We start from the raw sequence: 19,342 nt of genomic DNA on the forward strand, positions 1-19,342 counted from the left end.
TGCAATCTGCGCGCACGACGCCCGTTGGCATCGACCTTGCCTGCGCGGCTTGCTGGGTTGGGTGGACTAAACTCCAGACAAATCAACCACTTACACAACGTCGCACAGGTGAAACACATTATAGGGGCCAAATCGGCGCCCGCCCGTTCCCCGGGTGCCGACTCCGCTGGCGCCGCCGCCGTGCGCTGGATGGAAGTCGATGCCGAATCCGCCGGCCAGCGGCTGGATAACTTCCTGATACGTGAACTCAAGGGTGTTCCCAAGACCCTTGTCTACCGCATCATCCGCAGCGGCGAGGTGCGCATCAACAAGGGCCGCGCGAGCGCCGACACCCGGGTCGCGGCGGGCGACGTGGTGCGCGTGCCGCCCGTGCGCATTTCCGACCGGGTGGCTGAAAAGGCCGAACGGCCCGCGCCCGCGCGGGAATTTCCGCTGCTGCTGGAAGACGAGCATGTGATCGCGCTCGACAAGCCGGCCGGCGTGGCCGTGCACGGCGGAAGCGGCGTGAGTTTCGGCGTCATCGAGCAACTCCGGCAGGCCCGCCCGCAGGCGCGCTTCCTGGAACTCGTGCACCGGCTGGACCGCGAAACCTCCGGCGTGCTGCTCGTGGCGAAGAAGCGCTCAGCGCTCACCCACCTGCAGGACCAGTTCCGGGAGAGGGAGACCGGCAAGACCTACCTGGCGCTCGTCACGGGCGACTGGCCCGACCGCCTGAAGGTGATCGACGCCCCTCTGCACAAGTATCTGCAGGCAGACGGGGAACGCCGAGTGCGCGTGACCACTGCGGATGACCCCGACGGCATGCGGTCCATCACCCTGGTGCGGGTGCGCACCCGCCTTGCGGCCCGTTCGGCAGAGGGGCTGCCCGCCATGACGCTGCTCGAAGTCACCATCAAGACGGGCCGCACCCACCAGATCCGCGTGCATCTGGCCAGCCAGGGCCATCCCATCGTGGGCGACGACAAATACGGTGATTTCGATCTGAACCGCCGCGTACAGAAGCACGCCCTGCGGCGGATGTTCCTTCACGCATGGCGGTTACAGTTCAATCACCCCGCCAGTGGCGAACGCATCGAACTGCACGCCGAGCTGCCGCCCGAGCTGGCCGGGTTCGTCTCCGCCTCCCACCCTTGAACCTGCCGCCGCCATGTCCGCATCCCGCCCCCGCCGCTTCGACCTGATCGCCTTCGACTGGGATGGAACGCTGTTCGACTCCACCGCCATCATCGTGCGCTGCATCCAGGAGGCCGTGCGCGATGTCGGCGGCACCGTGCCGAGCGACCGGGACGCGGCCTGGGTGATCGGCATGGGCCTGATGGAAGCGCTTGCGCACGCCGCGCCGCACGTGCCGCCCGAGAAGCACGCCGAACTGCGCAGCCGATACGGCTACCACTACGCTCGCCACCAGGGCGATCTGAGCCTGTTCGAAGGCGTGCTGCCGCTGCTGGAGGATCTGCGCGCGCGCGGCCACCTGCTGGCCGTTGCCACGGGCAAGAGCCGGCGCGGCCTGGACGAGGTGCTGCACACGGTGGCGTTGCGCGGCATGTTCGACGGCTCGCGCACGGCGGACGAAACCGCCAGCAAGCCCCATCCGCTCATGCTGCAGGAGCTCATGGCCGAATTCGGTGTGGCGCCTGAGCGGCTCCTCATGATCGGAGACACCACGCACGACCTGCAGATGGCCTTGTCCGCCGGGTGCGCCAGCGTGGGCGTGAGCTATGGCGCCCATGAGCCCTCGGGGTTCGACGCCCTGGCGCCGCTGCATGTGGCGCATTCCGTGAGCGACCTGCATGAATGGCTGGCCCGCAACGGCTGAGCGGCGACCGCCTCGCTGACATCGCCATATCCACCATATCCGCCATGTCCTTCCCTCCCGGCGAGCCGATCGCACTCTGCGCCAGCGCCGAGCTGGTCGAAGGCGGGCTGGCCGTGCCCTTCGACGTGGTCCATGCCGGCCAGACCTGCCGCGCCTTCGCCGTGCGCTACCAGGGCGTGCCCCACGCCTATCTGAACCGCTGCACCCACGTGGCCATGGAGATGGACTACCAGCCCAACCGGTTCTTCGACGACACCGGTCACTGGCTGCTGTGCGCCACGCACGGCGCCGCCTACCAGCCCGCGACGGGCGCCTGCGCGGGCGGCCCCTGCCGCGGCGGGCTGGTGAAGATCGCAATTTCGGAAGAGCTGGGAGTGGTGCGCTGGCATACTGACCGCCAGTTGCAACCCGTGGAATTCTGAGTAATCACATGACCGATCCGAACCGGAACGAACCCTCCGGCCTGGGAAACCATCCGTCGCCAACCCCTGATCTGTGGGCAAAGCCTGCTCCTGAAAAAGGAGTGAATGAAACGAATGCCAGCGCGGCGAAGGCGCCCGGCTGGGAGCGTGACGTGCTGGAAAAGCTCGTCTTCTCGACCCTGGCGGAGCAGCGATCCGCCCGCCGCTGGAGGGTTTTCACCCGCCTGGCATGGCTGGTATTCCTGATCGGCATCGCCTGGGTGTTGCTGGCACGCGACGCCGCGGCCCCCAGCAAGAGCACTCCACACACCGCCGTGGTCGATGTGAAGGGCGAAATCGCCGCCGGTGCGGAAGCCAGCGCGGAGTTCGTCGTCGCGGCCATGCGCAGCGCCTTCGAGGATTCGGGTTCGCAGGCCGTGGTGCTGCTGATCAATTCGCCGGGCGGCAGCCCCGTGCAGGCAGGCATCATCAACGACGAGATCATCCGCCTCAAGGCCAAGTACAACAAGCCGGTGTATGCGGTGGTCGAGGAGACCTGCGCATCCGCGGCCTACTACATCGCGGCCGGGGCCGACCAGATCTTCGTGGACAAGGCCAGCATCGTCGGGAGCATCGGCGTGCTGATGGATGGCTTCGGCTTCACCGGCACCATGGAGAAGCTCGGCGTGGAGCGCCGCCTGCTCACGGCCGGCGAAAACAAGGGCTTCCTCGATCCCTTCAGCCCCCAGACGGAGAAGCAGCGTGCCTATGCGCAGGCCATGCTCGACCAGATCCACCAGCAGTTCATCCATGTGGTCCAGGAAGGGCGGGGCGATCGCCTCAAGACCTCGGCCGACACCTTCAGCGGCCTGTTCTGGACAGGCCAGCAAGCGGTGGAGATGGGGCTGGCCGACCACCTGGGCAACCTCGACTACGTGGCGCGCGAAGTGGTGAAGGCCGAGGAAATCATCGACTACACCCGCCGCGACAACGTGGCGGAACGCCTCGTCAAGAAGTTTGGCGCGTCCGTCGGCGAGACGGCCATGAAGGCCATCGGCCGCAGCATGCCGGCGGTGCGCTGAAAAGCGTTCCACCGCGTGGCGATCCGCGATCGCTGCACAAGAAAGAGGCGCCGCGGCGCCTCTTTTTCATTGAGCCGGCCAGTTCCGCTCCGGGAGCACTGCCCATCCCTCCAGTTCAAGGGAAATTTGCACCATGCCGCCGGATTCATTGAAAATATTGCTATAAAACAATAGCAATTATGGGCTTGCCGGTGCATTTCGGCAGGCAACGGAGGCGCTCAGCGTCCGATGGCGAAGACGGCCGGTGTGCGGTTGTCCGGCGGCTCCGGCTGCTGGCGCCATTGGCGGACCAGGCGGCTTGCCGTGCGGGCATGGTCCAGCGTGAGTCCGCTGGCGATGGCGAGGCGCGTATTGGCCTGCAGCGTCTGCAGGAGGGCCTGCCAGAGCGCGGGATTGCGGTAGGGGGTTTCGATGAAGAGCTGGGTCTGGCCCTGTTTGAGTGCCAGCGCCTCCAGGTCGCGGATGCGCTGGGCGCGCTGCGCCGCGTCCTGCGGCAGATAGCCATTGAATGCAAAGTTCTGCCCGTTGAGGCCGCTCGCCGCAAGGGTCAGCAACAGCGAAACGGGCCCTACCAGCGGCACCACGCGCAACCCCAGGTCATGGGCCGCGCGCACCACGGAACTGCCCGGGTCTGCCACGGCCGGCATGCCTGCCTCGCTCACCAGCCCCATGTCCTGCCCGCCGAGCGCTGCCGCCAGAAGGCCGCGGGCATCGAATGGGGTGGACGCGCCGCTGCCGTGGTGGTCGCCTTTCTTGTGGACTTCTCGGGGCAGCTCGGTGATCTGCTGCTCCTGCATCGGCGCGCGCAGCGGATGGAGCGCGTCGATGCGCTTGAGGTAGGCGCGTGTGCTCTTGGCGTTTTCGCAGATCCAGTGCGTCAGCCGTGAAGCCGTCTGCAACGTGCCGGCAGGCAGGACATGTTCCACGGGAGACTGCGCGTCGCAGCCGAAATCCAGCGGTGCCGGCACGAGGAAGAGCGTCCCGTGCTGCGATGGGGCGGCGGTTTCTGCGCCGGCGGCGGCGTCCTGGGGGCGTGCGGCCTGCGTCATGGCAGCACCAGCCCTGCGGCGCGCAGCATGCGGCAGGTGCGGATCAGCGGCAGACCCACCAGCGCGGTGGGGTCGTCGCTCACGATGGCATCCAGCAAGCTGATGCCCAGGCCTTCGCTCTTGGCGCTGCCCGCACAGTCGTACGGTTGCTCGGCCCGCAGATAGCGTTCGATCTCCGCATCGGACAGGTCGCGGAAGCGCACCTCCACGGGTGCGATGTCGGTGGCCTCGAAGCCGGTGGCCTTGCAGGCGACCGTCACGGCCGTCTGGAAAATCACCGTCTGGCCGCGCATGCGGCGCAGCTGTTCCACCGCCCGCTCATGGGTTCCCGGCTTGCCGAGCGGTGCACCGGCGAGGTCCGCCACCTGGTCGGAGCCGATGACGACGGCCTCGGGGTGGTGGTGCGCCACGGCCTGCGCCTTGGCCTGCGCAAGCCGCAGTGCGAGGTCGCGCGGCGATTCGCCGGCGCGTGGGGTTTCATCGACCTCGGGCGCCGCGACGTCGAAGGGGAGGGCGAGCCGGCTCAGCAGTTCGCGCCGATAGCGGGAAGTCGAGCCCAGTACCAGTGGGCGGATCAGGGGGGCGGAATCGGGCATGGCGGCGATTCTCTTACACTGCCGCCATGACCAAGGAATTCTCCCCTCAGCGCCTGGACGTCAAGGCATTCGCGCAGGCGGGCGGTCATCTGGCCGGCCATGATTCGCTTCTCAAATACGAGCGTCTGGCGCAAGAGGCCAAGGGACTGCACCCGGATCTGCTGGTGGACTGGCAAGCGCACGGCGAAGTGCGAACCACGCATGGCATCGGCGGCCAGATCTGGTTGCGGCTCACCGTCAAGGCCGCCTTTCCCATGACCTGCCAGCGCTGCCTGGGCCCGGTGGATGTTCCGCTGGAAGTCGAGCGCGAGTTCCGCTTCGTCGCCGACGAGGCCACGGCAGAAGCCCTCGATGACGAGAGCGAAGAAGACCTGCTTGCCCTGAGCCGAGAATTCAATCTGCGCGAGTTGATCGAAGACGAGCTGCTCATGGCCCTGCCCCTCGTTCCCAGGCATGACGAGTGCCCTGCGCCCGTTCCGATGGAGTCCAGCGATGACGACTTCGAAGAGGCCAATGCCGACAAGCCCAACCCCTTCGCTGCGCTCGCGTCGTTGAAGTCAGACAAGCCCAAGGACTGAAAAACCGTTTGGGATATAATCGAGGGCTTCGCGCGAATCCCCTCGTGTCTTCTATGGGCTGATCGCGTTTTTACCAACCCACCCTTCAAGACCAGGAGCCACCATGGCTGTTCAGCAAAACAAAAAGTCTCCCTCCAAGCGCGGCATGCACCGTTCGCACAATGCACTGAATGTGCCGGGAATCGCCGTGGAACCCACCACCGGTGAAACCCATCTGCGCCACCACATCAGCCCCAACGGTTTCTACCGTGGCCGCCAGGTGCTGAAGAACAAGTCCGAAGCCTGACCTTTGCTTGCGCGCCCAGGCCCGCTGCTACGCAAACAGTAGCGCGGGCCTTTGTTTTGTCTGCCGTATCTTTTTTCCCGGGCCGCATTCCTTGCGGCTCGCCTAGTCGCCCATGATCACACTGGCTGTTGACTGCATGGGGGGCGACCACGGCCCCCGCGTCACGCTGGCGGCGTGCCGCCAATTCCTCGAAAACCACGCGCAAGCGCGCCTCATGCTGGTGGGGCAACCCGACAGCCTGGCTGGATTCGCGCACGAGCGGGCCGTCATCGTGCCGGCCAGCGAAGTCGTGTCCATGGATGATCCTGTGGAGGTGGCACTGCGCCGCAAAAAAGACTCCTCCATGCGGATTGCCATCCAGCAGGTGAAGGATGGTGCGGCCCAGGTGGCAGTCTCGGCAGGCAATACCGGCGCATTGATGGCGATTGCCCGCTATCTCCTGAAGACTTTGGAGGGCATCGACCGTCCAGCCATCGCCACGCAGATGCCGAACGCCCAGGGCGGCGCAACCACCGTGCTGGATCTGGGCGCCAACGTGGATTGCACGGCGGAGCACCTGCTGCAATTCGCGGTCATGGGCGCTGCGTTGGTGTCGGCGCTCGGGGATGGCGGCACCGAGCCATCGGTGGGGCTTCTGAACATCGGCGAAGAAGCCATCAAAGGCAGCGAAGTCATCAAGAGAACTGGTGAACTTCTGCGTTCCGCTGCGAATTCCGGTGATTTGAATTTCTTTGGCAATGTCGAAGGCAATGACATATTCAAAGGCACCGTGGACATCGTCGTGTGTGACGGGTTCGTGGGCAATGTGGCACTGAAGGCGAGCGAAGGCGTTGCCTCGATGATCGTGGGCGCACTCAAGCAGGAGTTCAAACGCAACATCTTCACCAAATTGGCGGCAGTTGTGGCGTATCCGGTGCTATCTGCGCTTATGCAGCGCATGGATCATCGGCGTTACAACGGTGCTGCCCTCCTGGGGCTGCGCGGACTGGTCTTCAAAAGCCATGGATCGGCTGACACATTGGCTTTCGAGCAGGCTTTGAACCGCGCGTATGATGCGGCCCGCAACAACCTGCTCGACCGGGTCCGCTCGCGGGTTGCGCACGCCGCACCCCTGTTGGGGCCCACCGCTGCGCAGCCAGCGCCTTGAGTGAATGTTTCGAGCCCCATTGAATGAGCCGCTATTCCCGTATTACAGGCACTGGTAGCAGTCTGCCGCCGCGCCGTCTGAGCAATGCCGATCTCGTGGCTGAACTGGCCGAGCGCGGAGTGGAGACATCGGACCAGTGGATCGTGGAGCGCACGGGAATCCGCGCCCGGCATTTCGCCGAACGCGACGTGTGCAGCAGCGATCTGGGCCTGGAGGCCGCGCGCAAGGCACTTGCCGCTGCGGGTCTCGAGGCCCAGGACATCGATCTCATCATCGTGGCGACATCGACGCCGGACATGGTCTTCCCGTCCACGGCCTGCATCCTCCAGAACAAGCTGGGGGCCAACGGCTGCCCCGCTTTCGACGTGCAGGCAGTGTGCAGCGGTTTCGTTTATGCCCTGACGGTGGCCGATTCGATGATACGCACCGGGGTGGCGCGCCGCGCTTTGGTGGTCGGTGCGGAAGTTTTCAGTCGCCTGCTGGATTTCGGAGACCGTACAACCTGTGTCCTTTTCGGAGACGGGGCCGGCGCCGTGGTGCTGGAGGCTTCCGACGTGCCGGGAATTCTGGCCAGCGATCTTCATGCGGACGGGCGGCACGTGGGCATTCTGTGCGTGCCGGGCAACGTCTATGGTGGGCAGGTGCTGGGCGACCCCTTGCTCAAGATGGATGGCCAGGCCGTGTTCAAGCTCGCGATCGGTGTACTCGACAAGGCTGCGCGCGCCGTGCTGGAGAAGGCGAACCTGAAGGAATCGGACATCGACTGGCTGATTCCCCACCAAGCCAACATCCGCATCATGCAAGGCACGGCCAAGAAGCTGGGCCTGTCCATGGAGAAGGTCGTGGTGACGGTGGACCAGCACGGCAATACATCGGCGGCTTCCATCCCGCTTGCGCTGGACCACGCCGTGCGCTCCGGCCAGGTGCAGCCGGGGCAGAACCTCCTGCTCGAAGGGGTCGGCGGCGGTTTTACCTGGGGCGCGGTGCTCTTGACATTGTGAGAATGGTCCGCCTGGCATCCTTCGTGCGGAGGTCGGGGCCATTCATCGGTTTGAATTCATGACAACAAAAAACTTTGCATTTGTGTTTCCCGGTCAGGGCTCCCAGTCCGTGGGCATGCTCGATGCCTGGGAGAATCATCCCGCAGTGGTCGCTTCCCTTGAGGAAGCTTCCGAGGCGTTGAGCGAGGACATCGGCCGCCTGATCCATGACGGGCCCAAGGAAGCACTGGCGCTCACGACCAACACCCAGCCTGTCATGCTGGTGGCGGGTGTGGCTGCCTGGAGGGTCTGGCTGGCGGAAGGGGGTCCTATGCCTGCGGCGGTCGCGGGCCACTCCCTCGGAGAGTACTCGGCACTGGTGGCGGCAGGCGTTCTCACCTTGGCCCAGGCGGCTCCGCTGGTGCGACTGCGCGCGGCTGCCATGCAGGAGGCCGTGCCCGTGGGGGCTGGAGCAATGGCTGCGATCCTGGGCCTGCCGGCCTCGAAAGTCGTTGCCGGTTGCTTGGAGGCGTGCGATACGTTCGGCGCCGGTTCCGGGGACGTGGTGGAAGCGGTGAACTTCAACGATCCCGTTCAGACGGTGATCGCCGGCACCAAGGCGGGCGTCGAGAAAGCCTGCGAGATGCTCAAGGCGGCAGGAGCCAAGCGCGCTTTGCCGCTGCCTGTTTCTGCGCCTTTCCATTCCAGCCTGATGAAGCCCGCTGCGGAAAAGCTGCGTGCGGCCCTGGCGGAACTGGCGTTCGAGGCGCCCCGTATCCCGGTGGTCAACAACATCGATGTGGCGGTCGTCCAGGAGGCCGCGGCAATCCGCGACGCGCTTTATCGGCAGGCTTTCGGCCCGGTGCGGTGGGTGGAGTGCATCGGTGCACTGCAGGCCCGCGGCGTCACGCATGTGGTGGAGTGCGGTCCTGGCAAAGTGTTGTCAGGCTTGACCAAGCGGATCGACGCAGCGCTGGTCGCGGCTTCCGTGTCCGACCCGGCCTCGCTTCGGGAAACCCTTGAACTGCTGGCATAAGCAATGAGCACCATGTCTACCCAAAACACAACCACCTCCGTGCCTCAGATTGCCCTGGTGACGGGTGCATCCCGCGGCATTGGCGCCGCGATCGCCGCGGAACTGGCTGCCCGCGGTTACCGCGTGATCGGCACTGCGACGACCGAAGACGGCGCGCAGCGCATCACGCAAGCCCTGGCGGGCCACGAAGGCTGCCGGGGTGCGGCGCTCGATGTCAATGACGCCGCATCGCTGGATGCATTGGTGGATGGCATCGTGAAGGAACAAGGTGCATTGCACGTGCTCGTCAACAATGCGGGCATCACGCGCGACCAGATCGCCATGCGCATGAAGGACGACGATTGGGATGCCGTACTGGACACGAACCTGAAAGCGGTTTTCCGCGCCAGTCGTGCCGTCATGCGTCCGATGATGAAGCAGCGGTTCGGCCGCATCATCAACATCACGAGTGTGGTGGGTGCTTCGGGAAATCCAGGGCAGGCCAACTATGCGGCGGCCAAGGCAGGGGTGGCTGGAATGACCCGATCATTGGCCAGAGAACTGGGAAGCCGTGGCATCACCGTCAATTGCGTGGCCCCCGGTTTCATTCGCACCGACATGACCGCGGAACTCTCCGATGAGCAGCACAAGGCGCTGCAGGCCCAGATTCCGCTGGGGCACATGGGGCAGCCTTCGGACATCGCACAGGCTGTCGCCTACTTGGCTTCTGCTGGTGCGGGCTATGTGACGGGCCAGGAGTTGCACGTCAATGGCGGCATGTACATGTAATTGAAGCAAGTTAACGCCGATTCTTCCGCGCGGCAGGCCATTTCGGGGTGTATCTCGATACGGCTAGAATCGCGGATTCATTTACAACCCCCAAAGGGAAACCATGAGCGATATCGAAGCACGTGTCAAAAAAATCATCGCCGAACAACTCGGCGTGGAAGAGTCGCAAGTCACCAACGAAAAGGCCTTCGTGGCTGATCTGGGCGCCGACTCTCTCGACACGGTGGAGCTGGTGATGGCGCTGGAAGATGAATTCGGCATCGAGATCCCTGACGAAGACGCAGAGAAGATCACGACGGTGCAGAACGCCATCGACTACGCGAACACCCATCAGAAGGCCTGATTCCGGTCTTCGTTTCTCTCGGGTCGAATGTTCGATCCGAAATCAGCACGAAAGAGTCTTAGCGCATGAGCCGTCGTCGCGTTGTCGTGACCGGCCTGGGTTGCATTACCCCCGTCGGTAACACGGTGGCGGAAGCCTGGGCACACATCCTTGCCGGTCAGTCCGGCATCGACCTCATCACCAAGTTCGATGCTTCGAACTTTGCCTGCAGGATCGCTGGCGAGGTCAAGGGTTTCGACCTGAATGCCTATATCAGTGCCAAAGATGCGCGCACGATGGACAGCTTCATCCACTATGGCATCGCTGCAGCAGACGAGGCTGTGCGCGATGCAGGCTTGCCGACGGGCGATGCCCTGGATGAAGATATGGCCAGTCGTATCGGTTGCATCATCGGCTCGGGTATCGGTGGGTTGCCGCTGATCGAGAACACGCACGCGGAACTCGAGAACCGCGGCCCCCGCCGGATCACGCCCTTTTTCGTGCCGGCTTCCATCATCAACATGGTGGCGGGGCATGTGTCGATGCGGTTCGGGTTCAAGGGCCCCAACCTGTCGGTGGTCACGGCTTGCACCACGGGTCTCCATTGCATCGGTGAGGGCGCTCGCAAGATCGAATATGGCGATGCGGATGTCATCGTCGCTGGCGGGACGGAATCCACCGTCTCTCCTCTGGGAGTTGGAGGCTTCGCAGCCATGCGGGCTCTTTCCACGCGCAACGACGATCCGAAGACGGCGTCGCGCCCATGGGACAAGGACCGCGATGGTTTCGTGCTCGGCGAAGGGGCGGGTGTCTTGGTGCTGGAAGAATACGAGCATGCAAAAGCCCGTGGTGCCAAGATCTATGCGGAGCTGTGCGGCTATGGCATGAGTGCCGATGCGGGACACATGACCGCTCCCAGCATGGACGGCCCACGCCGTTCGATGTTGGCGGCGCTTCGCAATGCAGGCATCAATGCCGACGAGGTCGATTACCTGAATGCCCATGGTACGTCGACCCCGCTGGGTGATTTGAATGAAACCAACGCCATCAAGGCGGCGCTGGGCGACCATGCCAAACACATGGTGGTGAGTTCGACCAAGTCGATGACCGGGCATTTGCTCGGAGGCGCTGGCGGCATCGAAAGCGTTTTCACCGTCCTCGCGCTGCGTGATCAGAAGGCTCCTCCGACGATCAACATCTTCGAGCAGGATCCCGAGTGCGATCTGGATTACTGCGCCAACACGGCCCGCGACATGAAGATGGATATTGCCGTGAAGAACAACTTCGGCTTTGGCGGAACGAACGGCACGTTGGTGTTCCGACGGGTCTGACGCCCTGGTTGTTGTAGGTTCACGGAACCTTATCGAACCCTGCCGGGCTCCATGGCGTCTTTCATCAGGGAGCAGCATGCGCCTGCTGTGCAGTACCCTTTTGGTGCCGGTCGCATTCTGCGGCAGTGGGTGCTGGGAGTCGGGGTAGCCAGTTTTGCCATGCTTTGGCTCTGGCTGCTGTCGGTGGGGGAGTCGTCCGACTGGCGATCCCTGTGGGCCTTTGCTCTGTGGGCCGTCAGCTCCGGGGCTGCCTGGTTCGCGGTAGTGAAAGGGCCGTCAGGCATGCTGGCATGGGATGGCCTCCAGTGGTCCCTGGAATGCGGAGAGGCACGCCCCTGGGTGAACTGCCGGTTGGAAGTCCTTCTGGATATCCAGCGTTTCATGCTCGTGCGCCTCACATCTATGCAGGGCCGACGGATATGGCTGAGCCTGGAGTCAGGGCATGGTTCTGCCGAGTGGAGCGCTCTGCGCCGTGCGGTATATTCGCGGCCCAAACGGGAGCCCGCTGTCGAGGGTCCGACGACCCCTCCTGCTCATCGCTCCGATGCGTGAGCGAATGAATACATGAACGCATCCCTGCCTCCGCCTTCTTCTGCAGATAGTGACCTCCAACTCGTGGAGCGAACAGTTTCCGGCGATCAGCGGGCCTACGAACTGCTGGTGATCAAGTACCAACGCCGCATCGAGCGCCTGATCGGGCGCATGGTGCGAGATTCGGATCTCGTGCAGGACATTGCCCAGGAAACCTTTCTGAGGGCTTACCGGGCATTGCATCAATTCAGGGGTGAGGCGCAGTTCTACACCTGGCTCTACCGCATCGCTGTCAATACGGCCAAGAAGGCCTTGATGGACATCAAGCGCAACCCGGTGATCTCCGAAAACGCATTGCGCGGCAGTGACGACGACGATGAAACTTCCCGTATCGGACACGAACTAATCAGCGACGAGACGCCGGAAACCGTGTTGGCTGCCCAGGAGATCGCCGCGGCGGTCAACGCGGCCATGGAAGCCCTGCCGGAGGATTTGCGCCAGGCCGTGACGCTGCGCGAAATCGAAGGCCTGAGTTATGAAGAAATTGCCGAAGCCATGCGTTGCCCCATCGGTACCGTGCGGTCGAGGATTTTCCGGGCTCGCGAAGCGATCTCCGCGCGCGTCAAGCCGTTGCTTGAAAAGCAAACCGGCAAGCGGTGGTGACTGATGTGTTGGTGGAGACTCTGGACTGTGGCCAGGCTCAAGACGATTAGCAGGTGAGTAGCATGAAAGACGATCTGAAAATGCGTGAACAGCTTTCCGCCCTGGCCGATGGCGAGTTGGAGAATCCGGCTTGGGGCGAGACCGTAGCGTATGCGCAGACCGAATCCGGCCGGGATACCTGGGCCACCTACCATCTGATCGGCGATGTGCTGCGCTCTGCCGATCTGGCCAAGCGGCCAGATGCTGCATTTGCGGCGCGGGTGATGGCCCGACTGGAAGAGGAGCGCGTTTCCACGGCATCGGCGGTGTCGCTGCAGCCGGATCAGCCACTCGTCCAGGCTGCCAGGGCCGATAAGGAAGCTGCCAATGCGGCGGTGTTCCGCTGGAAGGTGGTGGCGGGGATCGCGTCTCTCGCCGCAGTCGGGGTGCTGGGATGGAACGGGATGGCAGCGATGCAGGCGGGAGGTGGTGGCTCGCAACTGGCTTCGGCCGTGCCGGTGCCTTCGGCAGCCCAGACCACCACGCTGGTGTCGACCTCCGATCCGGCCGGCAGCACGCAAGTCATGTTGAGGGATTCGCGGCTGGATGAGTTGTTGGCGGCCCACCGGCAATATGGCGGGGCTTCTGCGTTGCAGATGCCTGCAGGCTTCCTGCGGAATGCCACCTTCGAAACCCCTGCGCGATAAATTTTCCAGAACCGGAGAGCGGATTGACCGGCAAGCGGAACGCTGATGGTTGGATGAACCTGTCGAAGAAGCTGCCTTGCGCCATGGGCAGGCTTGCGGCGGCAGCTTTGCTGGCAGGCATGCTGTCGAGCCCGTTGGTCTGGGCCGGCCCGCCCGGCTCGGAGTCGCCGGCCTCGGATGCTGCGCGTTTCCCTGCGCCGGGCGGCAACGAGATCGGCAATTGGATCCAGAGCATCCATCGTGCATCCCGGGAGCACAGCTATAGCGGCACTTTCGTGGTTTCGTCCTCTTCCGGGGCCATGGCCAGTTCGCGTATCTGGCATGCCACCGATGGCAAGGTGCAGATCGAGCGCATCGAAGCCCTCGACGGCACTCCACGCACGGTGTACCGGCGGGATGATCTGGTCCGGACCTTCCTGCCGCATGTGCAGATCGTGAAAGAGGAGCGCCGGGAAATGCCCGGGCTCTTCCCCCATCTGCCGCAGGCGGAGAGCGATGCGGTGCTTCGCCATTACCGCGCCCAATTCGTGGGTCGCGACCGGGTGGCAGGGCAGGAAGCCGCGATGATCTGGCTCAAGCCCAAGGACGCGCTGCGCTTTGGCTACCGCATATGGACCGCACAGGCGAGCGGACTGGTGGTCAAGCTCCAGACTCTGGGGATGCAGGGGCAGGTTCTGGAGCAGGCTGCGTTTTCCCAGATCGACTTCGATGCGCCACCCACGGTGGCGCAGTTGATGGCGCAGATGGACGATACGCGCGGCTTTCGCCTGCTGACGGTTCCCCTGGCGAAGACCACGGTGCGCGAAGCGGGTTGGCAAATGCGGCAGGCTGCGGCAGGTTTCCTTCCTGGGGATTGCTACAAGCGCAAAGCCGCGGCAGTGCCTGACACCGTGCGCATGCCTCCGCTGCAGTGCATTTTCTCGGATGGCCTGGCGACGGTGTCGGTGTTCTTCGAGCCCTACGATGCTGCCCGGCATGCACAGCAGCCCAAGCGCATGGACATGGGAGCCACGCAGGCCCTTGCTCTGCGGATGGCCAGCGGTGAGACCTGGTTGACGGCTGTGGGAGAGGTTCCCCAAGAAACGCTCAAGTTGCTGGTGGACCAGATCGAGCCCGCTCGATAGAGACCGCGCCTTCGACGTCGCGCCCCGCATGGGCCCGATAAGACACGGCGCTGTCCTTCATGCCGTTGCTCCGTTTTTTGTTCAGGATGTTCGATTTGCCCGAAGAGAAAGAAAGGCCATTCATGTTCACGATGCCGCATAAATCCTCCCCCTTCCAGGTGCTCGTGCGCTCGCTGGCTGTTGCAGGCGCTGTCGCACTGGTTCCCGCGGGGGCTTTGCATGCGCAGGCGGCTGCGCCGAGTTCCCCATCGCTGGTGCAGGGGTTGCCGGATTTCACGGACCTGGTGGATCAGGTCGGGCCGGCTGTGGTGAACATTCGTACGCTCGAGAAGGCCCCCGACCGTTCCGGTGCGAACGGAATGGACGAGGAGATGCTGGAGTTCTTCAAGCGCTTCGGTCTGCCGATGCCGAACGTGCCGCGCCAGCAGCGCCCCCAGCGCCCCGATGAGGAGCAGCCGCGGGGCGTCGGGTCAGGCTTCATTCTCACATCCGATGGCTACGTGATGACGAACGCCCACGTGGTCGAAGGCGCACAGGAAGTGCTGGTCACGCTGACCGACAAGCGCGAGTTCAAGGCCAAGATCGTGGGTTCGGACAAGCGCACCGACGTTGCCGTGGTGAAGATTGAAGCCACGGGCTTGCCGGCGGTGAAGGTGGGCGATATGAACCGGCTGCGCGTCGGTGAATGGGTGATGGCCATCGGTTCGCCTTTCGGTCTGGAGAACACCGTGACTGCGGGCATCGTGAGCGCCAAGCAGCGCGACACGGGGGACTACCTGCCGTTCATCCAGACGGACGTGGCGATCAATCCCGGCAATTCCGGCGGGCCGTTGATCAACATGCGGGGCGAGGTGGTGGGTATCAACAGCCAGATCTACTCGCGCTCCGGTGGGTTCATGGGGATTTCATTCGCCATTCCCATCGATGAAGCGATACGCGTCAGCGAACAACTCCGCGCCACGGGGCGTGTGACCCGGGGACGCATCGGGGTGCAGATCGGCCAGGTCACGAAGGACGTGGCGGAGTCCATCGGCCTCGGCAAGGCGCAGGGCGCCCTGGTGACGGGCGTGGAAGCGGGATCTCCTGCCGAGAAGGCGGGCGTGGAGGCCGGGGACATCATCACCCGCTTCGATGGCAAGAGCATCGACAAGATTTCCGACCTGCCCCGTCTGGTGGGCAACACGAAGCCGGGCAACAAGAGCTCCGTGACCGTGTTCCGGCGAGGCGCCTCGCGGGATTTGTCCATCACGGTGGCCGAGATCGAGCCCGACGACAAGCCGGCAGCGGTCGCGGGCGACCGTGGCACCCCCAAGCCCAAGGCCTCGCCTGCGGCACAGCAGCTGGGCCTTGCCGTGGCTGAACTCACCGACGCCCAGAAGAAGGAGCTGAAGGTGAAGGGCGGCGTGCGCGTCAGTTCTGCTGCCGATGCGGCGGCGCGTGCCGGGCTGCGGGAAGGCGATGTGATCCTGGGTATCGCCAATACCGAAATCACCGGTTTGAAGGATTTCGAAGCCGTGCTCGCCAAAGCCGACAAGAGCAAGCCGATCAACGTGCTCTTCCGCCGCGGCGAGTGGGCGCAGTACGCCCTGATCCGCCCGGGCCGCTGAAGCGCAGGTGTTGCGCCGCAAAAGCCCCATCCCGAGTAGGAAATGGGGCTTTTGCGTCCGAACGCTTCCTCTGGAGAGCCCTTTGAATCCCTTGTGAGCTGCAAAAAAAGTCTATCTATCCGTTTGGATAGAATGTGAGCCGTTTTCTGAGTTCTGGGAATATATGGGGGCCTCGCAACATCACGATATGGGATCGGATGTTTTCATGCACAGGTGTTCCACAGATCACCCACAAGTTGTTCGCATGAAGATCGACGGGTTTGTGAATAAGCTGTGCATAAATAGCCCGTTGCAGGGCGGCAACGCACTATGGGTGCCATGTCCCGGACTTTCCCTGACGGCCTTTTTGCCTACAATGAAGTTCCAACCATCGCAGTTGCCAAAGATTGTTGGTTCAGGGCGCGTCACCACTTGACGCGCCCTTTTTTCTTGTGCGCGCCGTTCTAATTCAATTACTTGTCGCTTCTCGTTGATGAATCACATCAGAAATTTCTCGATCATTGCGCACATCGATCATGGCAAATCGACGCTGGCTGACCGGCTGATCCAGCGGTGCGGGGGCCTTGCCGATCGCGACATGGAGGCCCAGGTGCTCGACTCGATGGACATCGAGAAGGAACGTGGGATAACCATCAAGGCCCAGACCGCCGCGCTGCAGTACAAAGCACTCGACGGCAAGGTCTACAACCTCAACCTCATCGACACGCCGGGCCACGTGGACTTCTCGTACGAAGTCTCGCGTTCCCTCTCCGCATGCGAGGGAGCGTTGCTGGTGGTGGATGCGTCGCAGGGGGTCGAGGCCCAGACGGTGGCCAACTGCTACACCGCGCTGGACCTGGGCGTGGAAGTGCTGCCCGTGCTGAACAAGATGGATCTGCCGCAGGCCGATCCGGACACTGCGAAGGCCGAGATCGAGGACGTGATCGGCATCGACGCGACCGACGCGATCCCGTGCTCCGCCAAGACGGGCATGGGCATCGACGAGATCCTGGAGCTGATCGTCGCCCGTGTGCCCGCGCCGCGCGGCAACGCGGACGCGCCCCTGCGCGCGATGATCATCGACAGCTGGTTCGATCCCTACGTCGGCGTGGTCATGCTGGTGCGCGTGGTCGATGGCCGGCTGCTGAAGGGCGAGCGCTTCAAGATGATGGCCTCGGGCGCGGCCTACAACGCCGACAACCTGGGCGTGTTCACACCCGCGAACGAGGCGCGCAACGCGCTGAACGCGGGCGAGGTGGGATACATCATCGCGGGGATCAAGGAGCTCAAGGCCGCGAAGGTGGGCGACACCATCACGCTCGAGAAAAAGCTGCCCAACAACCTGGGCCCCGCGGAGCAGGCGCTGCCCGGCTTCAAGGAAATCCAGCCGCAGGTGTTCGCTGGCCTCTACCCGACCGAGGCCAGCGAGTACGACCAACTGCGCGACGCGCTGGAAAAGCTCCAGCTCAACGACGCCTCGCTGCATTTCGAGCCCGAGGTGTCGCAGGCGCTGGGCTTCGGCTTCCGCTGCGGCTTCCTGGGCCTGCTGCACATGGAGATCGTGCAGGAGCGCCTGGAACGCGAGTTCGACCAGGACCTCATCACCACTGCGCCCAGCGTGGTGTACGAGGTGGTCCGCGGCGACGGCGAGGTCATCATGGTGGAGAACCCCTCCAAGATGCCCGAGCAGGGCCGCATCGAGGAGATCCGCGAGCCGATCGTCACGGTGCACCTGTACATGCCGCAGGAGTACGTCGGTCCGGTCATGACGCTGGCCAACCAGAAGCGCGGCGTGCAACTCAACATGGCCTACCACGGCCGGCAGGTGATGCTCACCTACGAGCTGCCCCTGGGCGAGATCGTGCTGGACTTCTTCGACAAGCTGAAGTCCGTCTCGCGCGGTTATGCGTCGATGGACTACGAATTCAAGGAATACCGGGCGTCCGATGTGGTGAAGGTCGACATCCTGCTCAACGGCGAGAAGGTCGATGCGCTGTCCATCATCGTGCACCGCACGCAGGCGCAGTACCGCGGCCGGGCCGTGGCCGCGAAGATGCGCGAGATCATCAGCCGCCAGATGTTCGACGTGGCGATCCAGGCCGCCATCGGCGCCAACATCATCGCGCGCGAGACCATCAAGGCGCTGCGCAAGAACGTGCTGGCCAAGTGCTACGGCGGCGACATCACCCGCAAGCGCAAGCTGCTGGAAAAGCAGAAGGCGGGCAAGAAGCGCATGAAACAGATCGGCTCCGTCGAGGTGCCGCAGGAGGCCTTCCTGGCGATCCTGCAAGTGGAGGAGTGATCCGATGCAAGCCATGCAGTATCTGACCGCCGCCATCCTGGCGGCATTCGTGGGCTATGTGGGCGCCTGGTACGTGGGCGCCATCGAGGGCAACTTCGCGCTGCTGCTGTTCCTGGCGACCGTCGTGACCGGCGCCTACTGGCTGGCCGAACGCTTCGTGTTCCTGCCGCGCCGCCGGCGGGCGGCCCAGGCCATCGAGGATGCCGCGGCCCAGCGCCGGCTGGAACTCGACCGCATGGGCATCGCCAAGGTGGACGGGGACGTGCAGGAGGCGAAGGACCGGATCCTCATGCAGCCGTGGTGGCTCGACTGGACGGCCGGGCTGTTCCCCGTGATCGCCATCGTCTTCGTGCTGCGCTCGTTCCTGTTCGAGCCATTCAAGATTCCCTCCGGCTCGATGATCCCGACGCTGCTGGTGGGCGACCTGATCCTCGTGAACAAGTTCACCTACGGCATCCGGCTGCCCGTGATCAACAAGAAGATCACGCAGGGCAACGCGCCGCAGCGCGGCGACGTGATGGTGTTCCGCTACCCGCCGCAACCGAGCATGGACTACATCAAGCGGGTGATCGGCGTGCCGGGCGACGAGATCGCCTACCTGAACAAGCGGCTCACGGTGAACGGCAAGCCGGTGGAAACCACGGCGCTGCCCGATTTCCTCGACGAGGACACCATGCGCTACTTCAAGCAGTTCGACGAGCAACTGGGCGAGAAGCGCCACCGCATGATCAACAACCCCGACGTGCCGGCCTTCATCCAGGGCGCGAGCGACTATGCGTTCCGCGAAAACTGCCGCTACAGCGTGGAAGGCGTGGTCTGCAAAGTGCCCGAGGGCCACTATTTCATGATGGGCGACAACCGCGATAATTCGCTCGATTCACGCTATTGGGGCTTCGTGCCCGACGCCAATATCGTCGGCAAGGCCTTCTTCGTGTGGATGAATTTCGGCAATCTGAAACGCATCGGGCCGTTCCAGTGAACCGGCCGGGCGGCGGCATGCGAGGGCGTGCCGCCGCGGGCGATTCGGGTCGTGGCAATACGGTGATCGAACAAAGAAA

At 63.8% G+C, this 19,342-nt stretch carries 20 protein-coding genes; 18 read left to right on the forward strand and 2 right to left on the reverse strand.

Annotation, left to right across the window (positions count from 1 at the left end; translation table 11 throughout):
- Window positions 1–108 precede the first annotated feature (108 nt).
- From BM144_RS01250 to BM144_RS01265, 4 genes are read left to right on the forward strand one after another with little or no spacing between them, the layout of a single operon-like run.
- On the forward strand, window positions 109–1,134 hold the full coding sequence (locus BM144_RS01250; protein WP_092949014.1) for an RluA family pseudouridine synthase: 1,026 nt from the start codon (window positions 109–111) through the stop codon (window positions 1,132–1,134).
- A 13-nt stretch (window positions 1,135–1,147) separates the two neighbouring features.
- Window positions 1,148–1,816: an HAD-IA family hydrolase gene (locus BM144_RS01255; RefSeq protein WP_092949016.1), complete on the forward strand. Its 669-nt coding sequence runs from the start codon at window positions 1,148–1,150 to the stop codon at window positions 1,814–1,816.
- A gap of 44 nt (window positions 1,817–1,860) precedes the next feature.
- Window positions 1,861–2,238 (forward strand): Rieske (2Fe-2S) protein, encoded by a 378-nt coding sequence (locus BM144_RS01260; RefSeq protein WP_092949516.1) that lies wholly within the window; start codon window positions 1,861–1,863, stop codon window positions 2,236–2,238.
- An 8-nt stretch (window positions 2,239–2,246) separates the two neighbouring features.
- Window positions 2,247–3,299, forward strand: a complete 1,053-nt coding sequence (locus BM144_RS01265; protein WP_092949018.1) for a S49 family peptidase — start codon at window positions 2,247–2,249, stop codon at window positions 3,297–3,299.
- A 218-nt stretch (window positions 3,300–3,517) separates the two neighbouring features.
- On the opposite strand, the gene BM144_RS01270 is transcribed toward BM144_RS01265, so the two are convergent.
- Entirely contained in the window at window positions 3,518–4,348 is an 831-nt protein-coding gene (locus BM144_RS01270) for an SAM-dependent methyltransferase (RefSeq protein WP_245783478.1), read from the reverse strand.
- Window positions 4,345–4,944 (reverse strand): Maf family protein, encoded by a 600-nt coding sequence (locus tag BM144_RS01275; RefSeq protein WP_092949020.1) that lies wholly within the window; start codon window positions 4,942–4,944, stop codon window positions 4,345–4,347. Before BM144_RS01275 ends, BM144_RS01270 begins: the two co-directional genes overlap by 4 nt.
- 26 nt (window positions 4,945–4,970) lie before the next feature.
- Between BM144_RS01275 and BM144_RS01280 the strand changes: the two genes are divergently transcribed.
- From BM144_RS01280 to lepB, 14 genes are all read left to right on the forward strand, one after another.
- A complete protein-coding gene (locus BM144_RS01280) occupies window positions 4,971–5,522 on the forward strand; it encodes a YceD family protein (protein ID WP_092949022.1) in 552 nt (183 codons plus the stop codon).
- A 103-nt stretch (window positions 5,523–5,625) separates the two neighbouring features.
- Complete coding sequence (gene rpmF, locus BM144_RS01285) at window positions 5,626–5,808, forward strand: 50S ribosomal protein L32 (RefSeq protein ID WP_005794249.1); 183 nt, start codon at window positions 5,626–5,628, stop codon at window positions 5,806–5,808.
- 112 nt (window positions 5,809–5,920) lie between these two features.
- The gene (gene plsX / locus BM144_RS01290) at window positions 5,921–6,955 is read left to right on the forward strand and encodes a phosphate acyltransferase PlsX (protein WP_092949024.1); all 1,035 of its coding nucleotides are present in this window, start codon (window positions 5,921–5,923) and stop codon (window positions 6,953–6,955) included.
- A 23-nt stretch (window positions 6,956–6,978) separates the two neighbouring features.
- Window positions 6,979–7,956: a beta-ketoacyl-ACP synthase III gene (locus tag BM144_RS01295; protein WP_092949026.1), complete on the forward strand. Its 978-nt coding sequence runs from the start codon at window positions 6,979–6,981 to the stop codon at window positions 7,954–7,956.
- Between the two features lie 58 nt (window positions 7,957–8,014).
- Window positions 8,015–8,971, forward strand: coding sequence for an ACP S-malonyltransferase (gene fabD / locus BM144_RS01300; protein ID WP_092949028.1), 957 nt, complete (start codon window positions 8,015–8,017; stop codon window positions 8,969–8,971).
- Window positions 8,972–8,983: 12 nt separating this feature from the next.
- Complete coding sequence (fabG, locus tag BM144_RS01305; RefSeq protein WP_092949520.1) at window positions 8,984–9,739, forward strand: 3-oxoacyl-ACP reductase FabG; 756 nt, start codon at window positions 8,984–8,986, stop codon at window positions 9,737–9,739.
- 103 nt (window positions 9,740–9,842) lie between these two features.
- The gene (acpP, locus tag BM144_RS01310) at window positions 9,843–10,082 is read left to right on the forward strand and encodes an acyl carrier protein (protein ID WP_003058049.1); all 240 of its coding nucleotides are present in this window, start codon (window positions 9,843–9,845) and stop codon (window positions 10,080–10,082) included.
- Window positions 10,083–10,147: 65 nt separating this feature from the next.
- On the forward strand, window positions 10,148–11,392 hold the full coding sequence (fabF, locus tag BM144_RS01315) for a beta-ketoacyl-ACP synthase II (RefSeq protein WP_092949030.1): 1,245 nt from the start codon (window positions 10,148–10,150) through the stop codon (window positions 11,390–11,392).
- A 564-nt stretch (window positions 11,393–11,956) separates the two neighbouring features.
- Window positions 11,957–12,586: an RNA polymerase sigma factor RpoE gene (rpoE, locus tag BM144_RS01325; RefSeq protein WP_092949034.1), complete on the forward strand. Its 630-nt coding sequence runs from the start codon at window positions 11,957–11,959 to the stop codon at window positions 12,584–12,586.
- Window positions 12,587–12,648: 62 nt separating this feature from the next.
- Window positions 12,649–13,272 (forward strand): sigma-E factor negative regulatory protein, encoded by a 624-nt coding sequence (locus BM144_RS01330; RefSeq protein WP_092949036.1) that lies wholly within the window; start codon window positions 12,649–12,651, stop codon window positions 13,270–13,272.
- A 53-nt stretch (window positions 13,273–13,325) separates the two neighbouring features.
- A complete protein-coding gene (locus BM144_RS01335) occupies window positions 13,326–14,396 on the forward strand; it encodes a MucB/RseB C-terminal domain-containing protein (RefSeq protein WP_245783479.1) in 1,071 nt (356 codons plus the stop codon).
- 122 nt (window positions 14,397–14,518) lie between these two features.
- Window positions 14,519–16,003 (forward strand): DegQ family serine endoprotease, encoded by a 1,485-nt coding sequence (locus BM144_RS01340; protein WP_092949524.1) that lies wholly within the window; start codon window positions 14,519–14,521, stop codon window positions 16,001–16,003.
- Window positions 16,004–16,475: 472 nt separating this feature from the next.
- Window positions 16,476–18,284, forward strand: a complete 1,809-nt coding sequence (lepA, locus tag BM144_RS01345) for a translation elongation factor 4 (protein ID WP_092949038.1) — start codon at window positions 16,476–16,478, stop codon at window positions 18,282–18,284.
- Window positions 18,285–18,288: 4 nt separating this feature from the next.
- On the forward strand, window positions 18,289–19,263 hold the full coding sequence (gene lepB, locus BM144_RS01350; RefSeq protein WP_092949040.1) for a signal peptidase I: 975 nt from the start codon (window positions 18,289–18,291) through the stop codon (window positions 19,261–19,263).
- The last annotated feature ends 79 nt before the right edge of the window (window positions 19,264–19,342 follow it).

It is taken from the genome of Paracidovorax konjaci (assembly GCF_900112675.1).
Lineage (GTDB): Bacteria > Pseudomonadota > Gammaproteobacteria > Burkholderiales > Burkholderiaceae_C > Paracidovorax > Paracidovorax konjaci.

Coding starts and splice junctions, on each gene's coding strand:
- BM144_RS01275 (WP_092949020.1), bottom strand. CDS start 4,944: ATGCCCGATTCCGCCCCCCTGATCCGCCCACTGGTACTGGGCTCGACT.
- plsX (WP_092949024.1), top strand. CDS start 5,921: ATGATCACACTGGCTGTTGACTGCATGGGGGGCGACCACGGCCCCCGC.
- BM144_RS01340 (WP_092949524.1), top strand. CDS start 14,519: ATGTTCACGATGCCGCATAAATCCTCCCCCTTCCAGGTGCTCGTGCGC.
- fabG (WP_092949520.1), top strand. CDS start 8,984: ATGTCTACCCAAAACACAACCACCTCCGTGCCTCAGATTGCCCTGGTG.
- rpoE (WP_092949034.1), top strand. CDS start 11,957: ATGAACGCATCCCTGCCTCCGCCTTCTTCTGCAGATAGTGACCTCCAA.
- lepA (WP_092949038.1), top strand. CDS start 16,476: ATGAATCACATCAGAAATTTCTCGATCATTGCGCACATCGATCATGGC.
- lepB (WP_092949040.1), top strand. CDS start 18,289: ATGCAAGCCATGCAGTATCTGACCGCCGCCATCCTGGCGGCATTCGTG.
- BM144_RS01270 (WP_245783478.1), bottom strand. CDS start 4,348: ATGACGCAGGCCGCACGCCCCCAGGACGCCGCCGCCGGCGCAGAAACC.
- fabF (WP_092949030.1), top strand. CDS start 10,148: ATGAGCCGTCGTCGCGTTGTCGTGACCGGCCTGGGTTGCATTACCCCC.
- BM144_RS01295 (WP_092949026.1), top strand. CDS start 6,979: ATGAGCCGCTATTCCCGTATTACAGGCACTGGTAGCAGTCTGCCGCCG.
- acpP (WP_003058049.1), top strand. CDS start 9,843: ATGAGCGATATCGAAGCACGTGTCAAAAAAATCATCGCCGAACAACTC.
- BM144_RS01265 (WP_092949018.1), top strand. CDS start 2,247: ATGACCGATCCGAACCGGAACGAACCCTCCGGCCTGGGAAACCATCCG.
- BM144_RS01280 (WP_092949022.1), top strand. CDS start 4,971: ATGACCAAGGAATTCTCCCCTCAGCGCCTGGACGTCAAGGCATTCGCG.
- BM144_RS01260 (WP_092949516.1), top strand. CDS start 1,861: ATGTCCTTCCCTCCCGGCGAGCCGATCGCACTCTGCGCCAGCGCCGAG.
- rpmF (WP_005794249.1), top strand. CDS start 5,626: ATGGCTGTTCAGCAAAACAAAAAGTCTCCCTCCAAGCGCGGCATGCAC.
- BM144_RS01335 (WP_245783479.1), top strand. CDS start 13,326: ATGAACCTGTCGAAGAAGCTGCCTTGCGCCATGGGCAGGCTTGCGGCG.
- BM144_RS01255 (WP_092949016.1), top strand. CDS start 1,148: ATGTCCGCATCCCGCCCCCGCCGCTTCGACCTGATCGCCTTCGACTGG.
- fabD (WP_092949028.1), top strand. CDS start 8,015: ATGACAACAAAAAACTTTGCATTTGTGTTTCCCGGTCAGGGCTCCCAG.
- BM144_RS01330 (WP_092949036.1), top strand. CDS start 12,649: ATGAAAGACGATCTGAAAATGCGTGAACAGCTTTCCGCCCTGGCCGAT.